At 41.3% G+C, this 13,632-nt stretch carries 14 protein-coding genes; 6 read left to right on the top strand and 8 right to left on the bottom strand.

Annotation, left to right across the window (positions count from 1 at the left end):
* Together WAE59_RS05540 and WAE59_RS05535 are read left to right on the top strand one after the other, a co-directional pair.
* Positions 1-933, top strand: coding sequence for a PorP/SprF family type IX secretion system membrane protein (locus WAE59_RS05540; RefSeq protein ID WP_337854938.1), 933 nt, complete (start codon positions 1-3; stop codon positions 931-933).
* A gap of 9 nt (positions 934-942) precedes the next feature.
* On the top strand, positions 943-3,081 hold the full coding sequence (locus WAE59_RS05535; protein ID WP_337854937.1) for an OmpA family protein: 2,139 nt from the start codon (positions 943-945) through the stop codon (positions 3,079-3,081).
* 70 nt (positions 3,082-3,151) lie between these two features.
* Here the strand turns inward: WAE59_RS05535 and WAE59_RS05530 are convergent, their stop codons facing one another.
* The 4 genes from WAE59_RS05530 to WAE59_RS05515 form a co-directional block, all read right to left on the bottom strand.
* The gene (locus WAE59_RS05530) at positions 3,152-4,240 is read right to left on the bottom strand and encodes a sugar transferase (RefSeq protein ID WP_337854936.1); all 1,089 of its coding nucleotides are present in this window, start codon (positions 4,238-4,240) and stop codon (positions 3,152-3,154) included.
* The gene (locus WAE59_RS05525; protein WP_337854935.1) at positions 4,206-4,595 is read right to left on the bottom strand and encodes a response regulator; all 390 of its coding nucleotides are present in this window, start codon (positions 4,593-4,595) and stop codon (positions 4,206-4,208) included. The genes WAE59_RS05530 and WAE59_RS05525 overlap by 35 nt, the downstream gene beginning before the upstream one ends.
* Before the next feature lie 192 nt (positions 4,596-4,787).
* Positions 4,788-5,264 (bottom strand): YMGG-like glycine zipper-containing protein, encoded by a 477-nt coding sequence (locus WAE59_RS05520; protein WP_337854934.1) that lies wholly within the window; start codon positions 5,262-5,264, stop codon positions 4,788-4,790.
* A gap of 53 nt (positions 5,265-5,317) precedes the next feature.
* Positions 5,318-5,509, bottom strand: a complete 192-nt coding sequence (locus WAE59_RS05515; protein WP_337854933.1) for a hypothetical protein — start codon at positions 5,507-5,509, stop codon at positions 5,318-5,320.
* A gap of 186 nt (positions 5,510-5,695) precedes the next feature.
* Between WAE59_RS05515 and WAE59_RS05510 the strand changes: the two genes are divergently transcribed.
* The 4 genes from WAE59_RS05510 to WAE59_RS05495 all read left to right on the top strand — a co-directional run bounded on the left by WAE59_RS05510 (position 5,696) and on the right by WAE59_RS05495 (position 9,789).
* Positions 5,696-5,902, top strand: a complete 207-nt coding sequence (locus tag WAE59_RS05510) for a cold-shock protein (RefSeq protein ID WP_443147247.1) — start codon at positions 5,696-5,698, stop codon at positions 5,900-5,902.
* A gap of 80 nt (positions 5,903-5,982) precedes the next feature.
* Positions 5,983-6,804, top strand: a complete 822-nt coding sequence (locus WAE59_RS05505; RefSeq protein ID WP_337854932.1) for an SDR family oxidoreductase — start codon at positions 5,983-5,985, stop codon at positions 6,802-6,804.
* A gap of 60 nt (positions 6,805-6,864) precedes the next feature.
* Entirely contained in the window at positions 6,865-8,253 is a 1,389-nt protein-coding gene (locus WAE59_RS05500; RefSeq protein WP_337854931.1) for an MBL fold metallo-hydrolase, read from the top strand.
* A gap of 222 nt (positions 8,254-8,475) precedes the next feature.
* Entirely contained in the window at positions 8,476-9,789 is a 1,314-nt protein-coding gene (locus WAE59_RS05495; protein WP_337854930.1) for an OmpA family protein, read from the top strand.
* Between the two features lie 84 nt (positions 9,790-9,873).
* On the opposite strand, the gene WAE59_RS05490 is transcribed toward WAE59_RS05495, so the two are convergent.
* Genes WAE59_RS05490 through WAE59_RS05475 form a run of 4 tightly spaced genes read right to left on the bottom strand, consistent with a single transcriptional unit; the run spans position 9,874 to position 13,628 of the window.
* Positions 9,874-10,866 (bottom strand): TerC/Alx family metal homeostasis membrane protein, encoded by a 993-nt coding sequence (locus WAE59_RS05490; protein ID WP_337854929.1) that lies wholly within the window; start codon positions 10,864-10,866, stop codon positions 9,874-9,876.
* A gap of 57 nt (positions 10,867-10,923) precedes the next feature.
* Positions 10,924-11,886 carry a hypothetical protein gene (locus WAE59_RS05485; RefSeq protein ID WP_337854928.1) on the bottom strand — a complete coding sequence of 321 codons (963 nt, stop codon included), beginning with the start codon at positions 11,884-11,886 and terminating at the stop codon, positions 10,924-10,926.
* 9 nt (positions 11,887-11,895) lie between these two features.
* Positions 11,896-12,993 (bottom strand): toxic anion resistance protein, encoded by a 1,098-nt coding sequence (locus tag WAE59_RS05480; protein ID WP_337854927.1) that lies wholly within the window; start codon positions 12,991-12,993, stop codon positions 11,896-11,898.
* 20 nt (positions 12,994-13,013) lie between these two features.
* Positions 13,014-13,628, bottom strand: coding sequence for a TerD family protein (locus WAE59_RS05475; protein WP_337854926.1), 615 nt, complete (start codon positions 13,626-13,628; stop codon positions 13,014-13,016).
* Positions 13,629-13,632 lie beyond the last annotated feature (4 nt).

Here is a 13,632-nt window from a genome sequence, read left to right as displayed (position 1 = left end):
ATGAAAAGGCTTACAGGAATTATACTACTATCCTATTCGATGCTGTTTTGCAGCAATGCAAAAGCTCAGCAGGATGCAATGTATACTCAATATATGTTCAATACGCTTGCTATCAATCCCGCCTATGCCGGAAGCAGAAATGTGGTATCGGCGACCGCGTTGTATAGAAATCAATGGACAGGCATAGAAGGAGCTCCCAGAACAGGAACGCTAACGGTAGATGCTCCAATCCTCAATAAAAGAATGGGTGTCGGTGTTCAGGTATTTTCCGACAAACTCGGGATCACACAAACCAATGGCGCGTCTTTAAGCGGTGCATACCGAATCAGGATGGATAAAGCATCTTTGAGTTTTGGAATACAAGGTAACTTTAGTCAATACAGGGCCAATTTCACTGAAGTACCATTGAATAGTTTACCTGCCTACGATCCTGCCTTTGCAGATAATGTAAGTAAGTTTTTGTTTAACGTAGGGACGGGTGTATACTACAATTCAGATAAATTTTATGTAGGGCTTTCCGCTCAGGACATCATGCCCAATAAACTTACTTCCTACACCTCAAATGATATTGCTATGGGAAGTAAGCAGTCATTACATGTGTTCCTGGCCACAGGTTATGTTTTTCCTTTAAATGAGGATTTCAAACTCAAGCCCTCTGTTTTATTTAAAGGTGTAAAGGGCGCCCCTCTTGAAGCAGATATCAATGCCGCGCTTTGGATCAAAGATGTTATCAGCATAGGCGCACAATACCGCACGAGTGCAGACGTGGCTGCAATGATTGAAATTCAGGCAACGCCTCAGATACGTTTGGGCTATAGCTATGACAGAAGCACAACTGCTTTACAAAATTTCAATTCAGGAAGTCACGAGATCATGCTTCGTTATGAATTCGGATTTGAACGTGGGAAAATTTTATCACCAAGGTACTTCTAAGCATTAATCATGAAACAAAGCATACATAAATTAACAGTTATAATGATCCTTCTGCTTTTTACAAGCATGCAGCAGGTGAAGTCTCAATCGGCATCCAAAGCTGATAAAGCATTAAAAAAAGCCAATACAGAGTTCTATGCATTAAAATACATCTCTGCTATACCGAAACTTTTGGATGTACTTAAACTTGATCCAGATAATGTGAAGGCCCAAGAGATGATTGCTTATAGTTATAAAATGATCAAAAACTACGAGCAATCTTTGATCTGGTATGAAAAACTCAGTAAGCAGAAAAAGCTGGATCCAAAATGGGCTTTATATTATGCAGAAGCATTGGCAAACAGCCAACAATATGAGCGTTCAGAAGGATGGTACAGAAAATACGTTTCCCTGGCACCGGGCGACAAACGTGCGAGTTCCTTTGCAACTACAAATGCAAGTAACTTTAACAAGAATATCGGCAACTGGAAAGTTAATTTCACCAACTTAAATAGCCTTGGTGCTGACTATTCCCCTGCCTATTACAAAGATGGACTCATCTTTTCAAGCAATAGAAAAAATCCAAAACTGGCGAAGACTGTATTTGGTTGGGATAATACCCCATTCACGGATATCTACAGGGTAGCTAATTTAAAAGATGTGAAAAATATCAATGCTGATAGTTTACTTTCAGTTGGTATCGGATATTCTGACAAAGATTACAAATTTAATGATGACGATACTGCTCCTACAAGCAATGACAGCAGAACATTAGGTGAGTATACTGCCTCTATTGAAAGAGATACTCTTGCATTTCTTTTAGCTAAGAAAATCAACATTCTGCCTATGCATGGTAAAATAAACACCAAATTCCATGAAGGTGCACCTGCAGTATTTCCCGATGGTTCAATCATCTTTACCAGGAACAACCATTATAACGGCACTACACAAATTAGCGAAGAAGGAATCAATAAACTAAAGCTATTTACAGCCAGCGGACCTAATCTTGATAGAATTACTCCATTCCCTTACAATAGTAACGAGTATTCGGTTGGACATCCGACTTTAAGTAAAGATGGTACAATTCTGGTATTTGCTTCTGATATGCCTAACGGCTTCGGCGGAACTGATCTTTATTATTCTGTTCGCTCAGGAAATGGTCAATGGACCAAACCAGTAAATCTTGGAAAAAACATCAACACTGAAGGGAATGAAATGTTTCCTTTCCTCGATAAAGACAACACACTTTATTTTGCCTCAACTGGCCATCCGGGTTTGGGTGGTTTGGATCTTTTCGAAGTTGAGTTAAAGGAAATGAAACCTACCTCTGCACCAAGAAACATGGGTGTCCCCATAAATTCTCCCACTGACGATTTTGCTTTGATTAAGAGCGATGACGGTAAAAGTGGTTTCTTTTCCTCAAACAGGAGAGGTAATGATGACATTTATCGTTTCTCAAGGTCTACCTATCGAATTTTATTAGAGGGTACAGTTACAGATGCCAGAACAAGGGTACCCCTACCTGGTACGCGTATTCTAATGCGTCACCTGGACGGCACGGATACGCTACGTACCGATGCTAAAGGGCAATTCAGAAGGGAGATGCCTCGCGAAATGGACTATGAAACTACAGCTCAAAAAATCGGGTATGTAAATTCTATCGGTTTTGTGAGTTCACTGGGAATCACTCAGGATACCGTCATCAAATTGGATCTCAAATTGAATAAAACTGAAAATGCACAACAGTACGTATTGAACAATTGCGATTCCCTGAAAAAAGTATTTGCTGTTCAGAACATTTATTATGATCTGGATCGCTACGAGATTCGTCCTGATGCAAAACCTGCCTTGGATGAATTGGTTGCATTAATGAGAAGGTACCCGGAAATAACCGTATTGACGTCCAGCCATTGCGACAGCAGGGCTTCAGAAGACTACAATCGTAGACTTTCCCTTAACCGTGGTGGTACAGCCAAAGCCTACCTTGTTTCCAAAGGCATAGCAGCAAGCCGCATTAAGATTGAGTACTACGGCAAAACTAGATTGGTGAACAGATGCTTTGATGGAGTTCCTTGTTCAGAAGCTGATCAGCAGCTAAACAGAAGGACTGAGTTTGATGTCATACTTAATGGCGTCAATATCACCAGACAGAACTGCGACGATAAGTAAAAGCTATAAATGCAAAAAAAGCTGGATCATCTTAATGATGATCCAGCTTTTTTTATATAAAGATGTTTTTTTATACTTTCTCTTTCTGCACAGCCGCGGGTAGAGTCTTCAATAAGATTTTAAGATCTAACCAGAATGAATGGTTTTGTGCATAAAAATTGTCCAGCTTTTTACGTTCACGTTCCGACATGTCCGCCTTGCCCCTCCTACTTACCTGCCAAAGGCCGGTTAGTCCAGCAGGCCCCAGGAACCTCATTGTCCACTCATTTGAAGTCAGCATTTCTGCTTCATATAAAGGCAAAGGTCTGTTCCCTACCAGTGACATATCGCCGATGAATACATTGAACAGTTGAGGAAGTTCATCAATACTGTACGTCCTGATGAAACCACCAAATTTGGTGATTCGGGGATCATTTTTCAGTTTCACGAAAGTGGTGGCACCAGTTTCTGATTTATCATATTGGTTGAGGTCTGATAACTGTGTCAACTCTGCACTGGCTCCCGCACGCATAGAGCGGAACTTGTAAAAATCAAAAATCTTATAGCCCGTTCCAACACGTTTACTTTTAAAAATAACAGGCCCCTTAGATTCCAGGGCGACAATAGCACCAACAACCAAAAACAAAGGGGAAAGCATCAATAATGCTGTGCCTGAAGCCACCACGTCAAAAAGCCTTTTAGGGAAAGGAATTTTATAATTAAAATCAATAGCCGAAAGATCCGACAATTGTGGTTTGATCAATTTAAATTTAACCAGAAAAAAGATGCGTTCGCTTAAATCCTTCGCTGGTACCGGAGCTACATATAGGTCATTTACTTTATGTTTCATAGCCAGGTTCCTCACCTCAGGATTCTTATCTTTGCCCAATAAAATGATCACAAGTCCCTTTAACAATACATTTTTTTTCAATTTTGTGATGTAACTAAAACAGTTGAGCTGGTCATCCACTTCCAAAATGATCACATCCGGAAGTGTATAAATAGACTGATCGTTTATATAAGCATCCAATTCATCTATATTCGACTCTGAATGAACTTCAAAGTCCTCATTCAATCGAGGCAGAAGTTCCGCAGTAAATGATTGTGCCGAAAATAACAGCGATATCGATTTATGACGATGAGAGTTAGCTTCCGACTGAATCATATTTCCTGAATACATTAATGATTGTTTCTTTTAATTGTGTTGGATTAAAGGGTTTTGGTATGAAATCATCCAGTTTAAAAGGCATCAGCGAAACCCTTTCAGACAAGTTATTCGCCCCGGAAAGTATAATAACGGGAGTGTCACGATAAAATCCACTAATTTTCAAGTTGTAGATAAAAGAACTGCCATCAAAGTAAGGCATTTCAAGATCCGACAAAATCAATGCAGGTGAATTTCCTTCTTCCAGCCAGCTTAAGGCCTCAACGCCACTGGTTTTGATCACCAGGTCATAATCGGGAGATAAGACAAAATTGAGTAATTTGAGTATGCTGACTTCATCATCCACGATCAAAATCTGTTTCTTAGCCATCTTTTTTGGGTCAATAAGTTGGGTATCTATTAGCTATAACGAACATACGAATTTTTGTATTACATTTTTAAAGAATTAGAATAATTTCCCGAAAACCACTGGTTCTAACAAAGAAAAATGCAGTTAAAACTCAATATTTTGAGTCTCAACTGCATTGTATGAATAGGAGGTAATGATCCTATAATAAAAATGTTAATTTTTAGGCTGTACCCTACCGGATTTTCTATCCTGGTCGCGGCCAATTAAATAACCTGCTCCAGCACCGACTACACCACCAATGATGGCACCTCTTCCGTCTTTTTTATCTAGCAGTACTCCACCAAGAGCACCAGCACCAGCACCAATAGCTGTTCCTTTAGCAGCTGCACTCCAGCCTTTTTTCTTTGTAGTAGTTTCGCTGTACTGTCTTGGGGCAGGGGCTGCGTCATTCCGCTCTGAAAGCAACAACGTACGTTTCTCTTCCCTGACCTGAGCAGCTACGCGAGCGTCTTCCTGCTGTTTTGCCAAAACTTCTCTCTGCGCTACTTCTGCCCTTTTAAAGCTGTCCAATTTCAAACTATCTTTTACAGCTGCAACAGCTTGTTGTTTTGCGATTGCCTGTTCCTTTGCGTTGTTGCTGCAAGCAGATAATACTGTAGCTAGTGCTAATATTGAAAATACATATTTCATGACTTTAAAATTTAAGGTTAAAAACCATACTATAGAAAAAATGATGCCAGAAATCACTTATCGTCCAAAGGAGAATTCCTGACTTCGTCGTCCTTACTATCATTCTCTCCATCCGGATTTCCGGAAATCATGTCATTGTCGTTATTCAAAGTGGCTTTAAAATCTCCGGCTTCTGAAGAGTGGTCTGCATCTAATCCCAGATTCTGGTCTTGCTCCTGATTTTCTATTTTCCGCGTGTTATCCATATCTTTCTATTTCTTATTCTCCGTTCTTTGTCATTTTATTTAATCACAACCTAGCCACAACAACAAACAAGCCTCCCTTAAGTTTCATCTTTTAATCTACATGTAATAATCTATGCCAGACGGCAAATCGCCATTTTGTATTGACCTTTATATTACCTACTTTCACCGCGATATATATTTCACATTATGCGTACAACAGGAAAAGTTAAATGGTTTAATTCTGCCAAAGGATTTGGATTTATTACTCCGGAAGATGGAGGAAAAGATATTTTCGTGCACTTCTCCGCAATCTCAGGAGATGCCTTCAGGGAACTGAACGAAGGTGACAGCGTAGAATTTGAATTGAATGAGGGCAAAAAAGGGCCGGAAGCTCAAAACGTTACTGTACTTTAACCGTCACTCGATCCATAAAAAAGGGGTATGCATCTGCATTACCCCTTTTTTATGGAGGAAATTTATAATTTTGGAATCAAATGAATCAAATCATCAGTGTTCTTGGTTGTGGCTGGTACGGTTTACCCCTGGCTCAGTCCCTCTTGGCTGCAGGCCATCAGGTAAAGGGCTCGACTACAAGTCCCGACAAATTCTCCCTACTCCAAAAAAGTGGAATTCAGCCTTTCCTAATCGATCTGCAGGAAGGTGCCGGTACTATTAATCCTGATTTTTTCAATTGTGATGTTCTGGTCATTTGTATTCCCCCCAAAAGAAGTTCAGGGGAACAAAGTACTTATCCGCTCAAAATCGACAGTATCAGGCAGGCTGCAAGAAACAGGTCTTCAAAAGTGATTTTCATCAGTTCAACTTCTGTATATGGAGAAAACAATGCCGAAATTGATGAAACGGTATTCACTGCTGCACATACAGCCTCTGGAAAAGGTATGCTGGAGGCGGAAACCTTATTGTTACAAGAGCAAAGCTTCCCAACTACAGTGCTCAGGTTTGCCGGATTGGTAGGTCCGGGGAGAAACCCAGGGAGATTTTTTGCCGGGAAATCAGATATCCCCAATGGTCAGGCCCCGGTAAACCTCATCCACCTGACTGACTGCATCCAATTGACCATTGCTTTAATCCAACAGGATGTATTTGGTCATGTGTTTAACGCCTGTAGTCCCGACCATCCTCAAAAACAACATTTTTACACCAAAGCAGCTGCAGTTTCCGAATTGCCTTTGCCTCATTTTATCGATGAACTTGGGGACTGGAAGGTCATCCGCTCGGAAAAAAGTGCCACTGTCTTAAATTATAAATACGTGATAGACAATTGGTCAGACTGGCTTGACCGACATATGTCGTAATTTAATTCCCCCCTTCTCTCATAAAATGATATATTGCTCTTTATTATAAAAAATAAATAGATGAAACTGACCGTTTGGGGAGCCGCACAACAGGTGACAGGAAGCATGCACCTTTTGCAGACAACCGACTACACTATATTAGTAGATTGTGGCCTCGATTATGAAAAAGGAACTTATCAGGAAGAAAACCAGTATTTTCCCTTTGACCCCAGTTCCATAGACCTGGTCATATTAACTCACGCACACATCGACCATTCCGGAAATCTTCCCACGCTGGTCAGAATGGGCTTTGAAGGACAGATTTTGTGCACACCGCCCACAGCCGATCTCTGCGAACTGCTGCTCCTGGATTCCGTCAATATTTTCATCAGCAAGCAAAACAAACGCAGCAAAGGGCGCCGCGGCAGTCATTCTGAACCTAAGCCGCTTTATCTGCAAAAGCACGTGATGGACACCATGGACCGCATGGTCACTGTCGGTTTCCATAAGGATTTTCAGGTTACCGACCACATCAAGCTTCAGTTCATTCCAGTAGGCCATCTACTGGGTGCCGCAGCTGTAGTACTCACGATAACGGAAAACGGAACACAAAAAAAGATTGCTTTCACCGGCGATATTGGAAGATCCAATTATCCGGTATTGCGGGATCCGGAACCGATCCCTCATGTCGACTACCTTGTCTCCGAATCCACCTACGGTGGCAGGTTTCACACTACAGAAACCACACTTCAGGAAAAACTAATAGAGACCATCAACGAAACTTGTATCAAATTTCCCGGACGCCTCATCATCCCCGCTTTTAGTATCGGACGTACACAAGCATTGGTCTATTCACTGAATAAGATTTTCAGTAAAGGTCTGTTGCCACCTGTTAAGATTTTTGTTGATAGTCCCCTGGCCAGCTTTGCGACAGACATTTACCGAAAGCATCACGATCTTCTCAATGAAGAATCACAGGAGTTTTACCGCAGTCAGGGAGATCAGTTTGAATTTGAAGAACTGACCTACGTTCACGATAAAAAAGAAAGCCTTTCTGTCTCCAATTATCATGAACCCTGCATCATCATCTCCTCCGCCGGCATGCTGGAAGGTGGTCGGATCCAGGACCACCTCTACTATAACATCCAAAATTACTACTGCACCATACTGTTCATTGGCTATTGCGCCAAAGGTACACTCGGAGATCGGCTGTTGCGCGGAGATCCCATCATTCGGTTGAGAAACCGCGACCTCATGGTATACGCCACCATCAAGCAAACAGATCTTCTGAGCGGACATGGAGATCACAAGGACCTGGTAGAAATGGTCAGTCACCAAAATCCGGGGCAGTTAAAATCTGTTTTCCTGGTTCATGGCGAATCCAGCCGAATGAAAAGCCTTGACAAGAGTCTGAGCGAAGCAGGATACGAGGTGATCATTCCTGAAAAAGGAGAATCTTACGAGCTTTGACAGCTGGAGGACCAAGCAATACTGTATCTTATACTATACACTTTTTAGGCATTTTAACCTGATCATACCTTTTTTTATCCAATGCGACAATCTTGATTAAACAACTGATTGTGAATCGATTCTCAACTTAAACGTGCTATTTTTCCCTTTGGCAGGATTATTTCATGGAGATTAGTATCCAGATTCATTACCTGGGTTACAAAACATCTAATCTATAAAAAAATGAAATCAAAAATTACAAAAGCTGCAATGGTACTGTCCTTAGTAGGATTATCGTCGCAATTATTCGCTCAAGAAGACGCTCAAACTTCGGAAAGCTTTTCCAAAAAATATTTCCGCACATGGTCTGTTGGGCTAAACGGTGGAATGCTTACCCACTACACTCCTTTCAACAGCAGAACAAATGGCGATTTCAACACGCCATATGAAAATTGGGGTTACGGTGGTTATATCAAAAAGCAAATCGTTCCCGGATTTGGTATCCAGGCAGATTTCCTTGCAGGTAAAGTAGGTGGCGCCAATGTAATCGGAGGAACTAAAACTACTTTCACCAGCAGAATCGACTGGTCTGCAGCGGTTAGCGGTAACTTCACTGTTGCCAACCTGAGCTTAAATCAAAAACGTAACATCCTTTCTCCTTATGCAACCATCGGTGCTGGTTATATGTCCTCATCGGCAAATACCAACGATCCACGTGGTGGAAATACAAACTATGGAGAGAACTGGTTTGTACCAGTTGGAGCAGGTTTCAAACTGGGTGTATCTAAAGGTGTAAATATCGATTTAGGTTACACAGTTAATTTCATGAAATCTCAGAACTTCGACGGTGTAACTGGCGGAGCAAATGACAGGTTCTCTTATGCACATGCTGGTTTAGAAATCGCATTGGGTAGAAAAGGAACTTCTCAATTACAAAACTTCAGCCCTATCGCTGCATTGCGTGAAGAAAGTGCTGCTGAATCAGCTGCTTTAAAAGCTGCTTTGATGTCTTCTGAAGAGAAAGCATTGAGAGAAAGAGAAGCAATGGCTGCTAAATATGCACAAGAAATGGGCGATGATGATGGTGATGGTGTAGCTAACAAATTCGACAAATGCCCAGGTACTCCTGCAAACACAGTAGTAGACGGAGCTGGATGTCCATTGAAAGCACCTAGACCGATTATCCAGGAGAAAGTAATCATTACTGAAGCTGACCGTAAAGTAGTTGATGAAGCCATCAAAAACTTAGAATTCGACTTAGGTAAATCTACAATCAGACAAAAATCATATCCTACTTTGGATAGAGTTGCTGCCCTGTTGGTAGAGAAAAACTTTAGCTTGAAATTGGCTGGTCACACAGATAACACTGGTTCTATGGCTTTAAACCTTCGTTTGTCTAAAGACAGAGCCGAAGCCATCAAAGCTTACCTGGTATCACAAGGCGCTAATGCATCACGTATTGAAGCAACAGGTTACGGTCCAAACCAACCTATCGCATCTAACAAAACTGCTGATGGTCGTCAGAAAAACCGTAGGGTAGAATTCACATTGTTCTAGTCTGCAACAACAGCACAAAAAGCCCAGCCTGTATGATACAGGCTGGGCTTTTTTTATTAAAAAAATATTAGTGTCCTTCAGATTTTAGTGTCCTTCAGATTTTTCCTTTGGAACAAAGATTAAAGAAGCGATTACCGACAATACCAATACACCTCCCACTATCGACAGGGACAAAGGAGAAGAAATATGATAGATCGGAGCAATCACCATCTTGATACCGATAAAGGAAAGGATCACTGCCAAACCGTATTTCAATAAGCTAAACATGTGAATGAAATTGGCCAATAAGAAATACAAAGCACGTAAACCTAAGATCGCGAAAATGTTAGAGGTATATAAGATCAAAGGATCATCCGGCGCAATCGCAAAAATAGCAGGAATAGAATCTACTGCAAAAAGCACATCGGTAAATTCAATTACCGCTACTACCACCAATAAAGGTGTAGCTACTTTAATCCCATTCTCTATGGTAAAGAACTTACCGCCATCAAATTCTTTACTCACTTTAAAGAACTTGTAGATCAGGCGCGCGCCTGCACTCTTACTGAAGTCCTTCTCTTCATCATCGTCATCGCTGCTCAGGCCAGATTTGATACCTGCATAAACCAGGAACAAGCCGAAGATCAGTAATACGATATTGATGCGCACTTCATGGCCAAACAACGTCATTTCAGGCAAATAGGTTAGATTGATCAGACCTACTCCAGCAAAGATAAATATCGCCCGGAAGATCAATGCTCCGATAATTCCCCAAAACAATACTTTGTGATGGAGCTCTTTAGGCACATTAAAAAAGCCAAATACGAGAATAAAAACAAAGAGGTTATCTACAGACAATGCCTTTTCAATCCAATAGGCCGACTGAAACTGCGTGAATTTTTCAAACCCGGATACATAATAGATAACCCCACTGAACAACATAGACAGAGAGATCCATACGATCGACCAGATGGCAGCCTCCTTACTGCTCACTGCATGCACCTTCTTATTGAATACGCCAAGATCCAGCAGTAGCATAACTACGACCAGAACGGCAAAGCCCACGATGACCCCGGGGTGATTGATTAAATTATCCATTTTTCTTATTGTGTTTAATATATATAATTTGGGTGTTATAAATCTTGCCTAAAAATGCTAAAAAAGATCGGTCTTCAGCATGGCTTTTAGAATATTCGCCTGTACATCGAAATTATTCAGATGGTTCAGGAAATTAATGTCCGATATTTTGAGGTAATTTTCTTCCAGTAAATCCAGAATCTCCCTGGGAATGAAAGTTTTCAATGCCGCGGCACTGCTCTCCAGCTTGTCGTTTTTGTAATTAAGCTCTTGAATGATCCTACCCTTTTCTGACAAATTATTGGTCCAGTCGATACCTTCCAGTTCGCTTAGCTCAAAAAACAGGAACAGATTTCTACTCGGGAAGAACAAAAAATGACGGTCGATATCCAGAAATTTATACAATTCGATGATCAGTTGGCCCGACTTCAGCCCGTAAAAGAATTCGGTTCTGAAATCATGTTTACACAACAGGCCCATCAGCTTTCGTTGGATACTTGCATGCATGTCTATATACATTTCTGCAGGATCAAATTCGATCAACGTACCCAATTGCTCTGGGCTAATGTCGTAAAAGAAATCTTTAGCGTATCGGGAACTGAAGCTATTGATTCCCTTTGCAAAGGGAAATTCCTCAGTATGGTCAGACAAAACCTCGAACAATTTCTTAAGGGACTGGTTGATTTTCAGCGATTGCCTTTGTTTATCCAATTTAAAGGCATTTTCGGACAACACGGTGTCGCTCATTTTCCGGATCATTTCCTTGTTTAAGAGCATCTCATCGTAGATCAGCGTCACATTTTTCTCATTGCTCTTCTTGATCTTTCTGAGCAATTCGATCAGGCTAGCGGTAAACTGTACATGAAAAAGCTCCAGCTTATCAATATCCAGTTCTTCATTATTTTCAAATAGCTGATGGATGACCTGGCTTCGTAAATAGATTTTATAGACGATTTCCTCCCCAAAAAAAGCAGAGAGCAGCTGTAATCGGCTGATCTCTGCGCGGGATTCCCTCAATATATTTACATGGTGTTCATCCATTTATCGAAATTAATTTACGCGGGTAACGTTCTTTTTCAACTCTGTTTCCAAAGTTTTCAGTTCCCCATCCAATACCCTGCGGCTCTGTGCTCCGGCTTCATGAATTTTCTTCACTTCATTCAATGTTTCTATCAATGATGAAGTCGTCATTTTCAGTGTTTCCAGGGAAACTACCGTTTTCTCATTCTCCTTAGCCACATCGATACTGTTCTGTTTCAGCATCTCCGCATTCTTCTGCAAAATGGTATTGGTGGTATCCGAAACCTTCTTCTGCATCTCTACATTGGCCTTTTGCCTTTGCAAAGCTACAGCAATTGTCAATTGATTTTTCCAAACAGGAATGGTTGTAGAGACAATTGACTGCGCCTTCTCTGCAATAGAAGTATTGTTGTTCTGAACCACACGGATCTGTGCCAGCGACTGCAACATGATGAAACGAACGATCTTCATGTCTGCCAGGCGCTTATCCAGACGACTAATGAAATCCCTTAAGTCAGCGATTTCATAATCCTGGTAATCAGCAGGTCTCCCTTCCATCTCTGCCAGCTTAATGCTCAGTTCATTGAACTTCAGCTGACCTGCAATGATCAGTTCTTCCATCTGATGGATATACCCCACATTGCTGTCGAACATGGTCTGTAGGGAACTGTTGTCTTTAATTGAGTTAAGACGGCCAGCTTTGATCTTATTCGTGATCTTGTCTACATTATTGACCACCACATCATATTTCTGAAACAGCTTTTTGACATCCACCACCAGATTTTTCAGGAAGGGGATCTTGGAAATAAAAGATTTAAAACCGCTCTGTTCCAGCTCTCCCACATCGATGTAGTTCAGCTCTGTGAGCAATTCATTGATCAGTCCACCCACTTCCCCACTGTTGTAGGTCCGCACGGAAGACAGGAAATCATTACTGTACTTTTCCATAGAATTCTGGGCATCCGAACCGTAGTTCAGGATAGAATTCACATCAGAAGGCTCCAGGGATTTCCCCATTTCCTGATACTTCTGCTCATCTTCTTTCGACAAAACCGTCAAATCTACATTGCCGTCCTTATCGATCTTCGCCGGAGTCAGGCTTGGTACCGTGTTTTCGTTTGTTTCCATAGTTTTATATTGTCAACAACCTATAAATAACTCATTGTTACTGTTTTCACAGTCTCTTCCAGTTTCTTATCTTTAGTAGGCTCACCTATTGCATTGAACTTCCATTCGCCGTTTTTTTTGTAGAAAACGCCCATCACCATAGAAACATGACCAGCGAATCCAGCTTCGTTGGCGATATCATATTTTGCAAAAACCTCGTTTACCCTTTTCGGTGTCCCCTCGTAGATGCGAATAGAAGCAAAAGGAATGGTCCCAAAATCATGACCGCGGAAACTGTTCAGCACAAATGCCACATAATTTACAGCAGGGTTCAGACGGGAAAAGTCTAAAGTGATTACTTCATTATCCAAGCCATCATCACCGCTCATATCACCGGTCAGGTCATCGCCGCTATGACGTACAGCGCCATCTTTAGAACCCAGGTTACCAAAATAAACCACTTCAGTCAATTGCTTTTGCTCATTGTACATCGCGCAGCTACCATCCAGATCCACAGCCTCTTTGGTCTTACCGAACCCAAACATCCCTTTTTTCTCTATAGCGCCCCAGTTGATGCCTACGCAAACACTCTGCAGTTTACTACCATTGCTTTTTTCAAGACTGATCCGTTGTCCTTTTTGAAGATTAATTGCCATAATA

It is taken from the genome of Pedobacter sp. GR22-6 (assembly GCF_037402555.1).
Lineage (GTDB): Bacteria > Bacteroidota > Bacteroidia > Sphingobacteriales > Sphingobacteriaceae > Pedobacter.
The sequence above is the reverse complement of the archived record's forward strand: the minus strand, read 5'-3'. Positions and strand labels throughout refer to the sequence as shown.

Coding starts and splice junctions, on each gene's coding strand:
- WAE59_RS05540 (WP_337854938.1), top strand. CDS start 1: ATGAAAAGGCTTACAGGAATTATACTACTATCCTATTCGATGCTGTTT.
- WAE59_RS05535 (WP_337854937.1), top strand. CDS start 943: ATGAAACAAAGCATACATAAATTAACAGTTATAATGATCCTTCTGCTT.
- WAE59_RS05530 (WP_337854936.1), bottom strand. CDS start 4,240: ATGTATTCAGGAAATATGATTCAGTCGGAAGCTAACTCTCATCGTCAT.
- WAE59_RS05525 (WP_337854935.1), bottom strand. CDS start 4,595: ATGGCTAAGAAACAGATTTTGATCGTGGATGATGAAGTCAGCATACTC.
- WAE59_RS05520 (WP_337854934.1), bottom strand. CDS start 5,264: ATGAAATATGTATTTTCAATATTAGCACTAGCTACAGTATTATCTGCT.
- WAE59_RS05515 (WP_337854933.1), bottom strand. CDS start 5,509: ATGGATAACACGCGGAAAATAGAAAATCAGGAGCAAGACCAGAATCTG.
- WAE59_RS05510 (WP_443147247.1), top strand. CDS start 5,696: ATGCGTACAACAGGAAAAGTTAAATGGTTTAATTCTGCCAAAGGATTT.
- WAE59_RS05505 (WP_337854932.1), top strand. CDS start 5,983: ATGAATCAAATCATCAGTGTTCTTGGTTGTGGCTGGTACGGTTTACCC.
- WAE59_RS05500 (WP_337854931.1), top strand. CDS start 6,865: ATGAAACTGACCGTTTGGGGAGCCGCACAACAGGTGACAGGAAGCATG.
- WAE59_RS05495 (WP_337854930.1), top strand. CDS start 8,476: ATGAAATCAAAAATTACAAAAGCTGCAATGGTACTGTCCTTAGTAGGA.
- WAE59_RS05490 (WP_337854929.1), bottom strand. CDS start 10,866: ATGGATAATTTAATCAATCACCCCGGGGTCATCGTGGGCTTTGCCGTT.
- WAE59_RS05485 (WP_337854928.1), bottom strand. CDS start 11,886: ATGGATGAACACCATGTAAATATATTGAGGGAATCCCGCGCAGAGATC.
- WAE59_RS05480 (WP_337854927.1), bottom strand. CDS start 12,993: ATGGAAACAAACGAAAACACGGTACCAAGCCTGACTCCGGCGAAGATC.
- WAE59_RS05475 (WP_337854926.1), bottom strand. CDS start 13,628: ATGGCAATTAATCTTCAAAAAGGACAACGGATCAGTCTTGAAAAAAGC.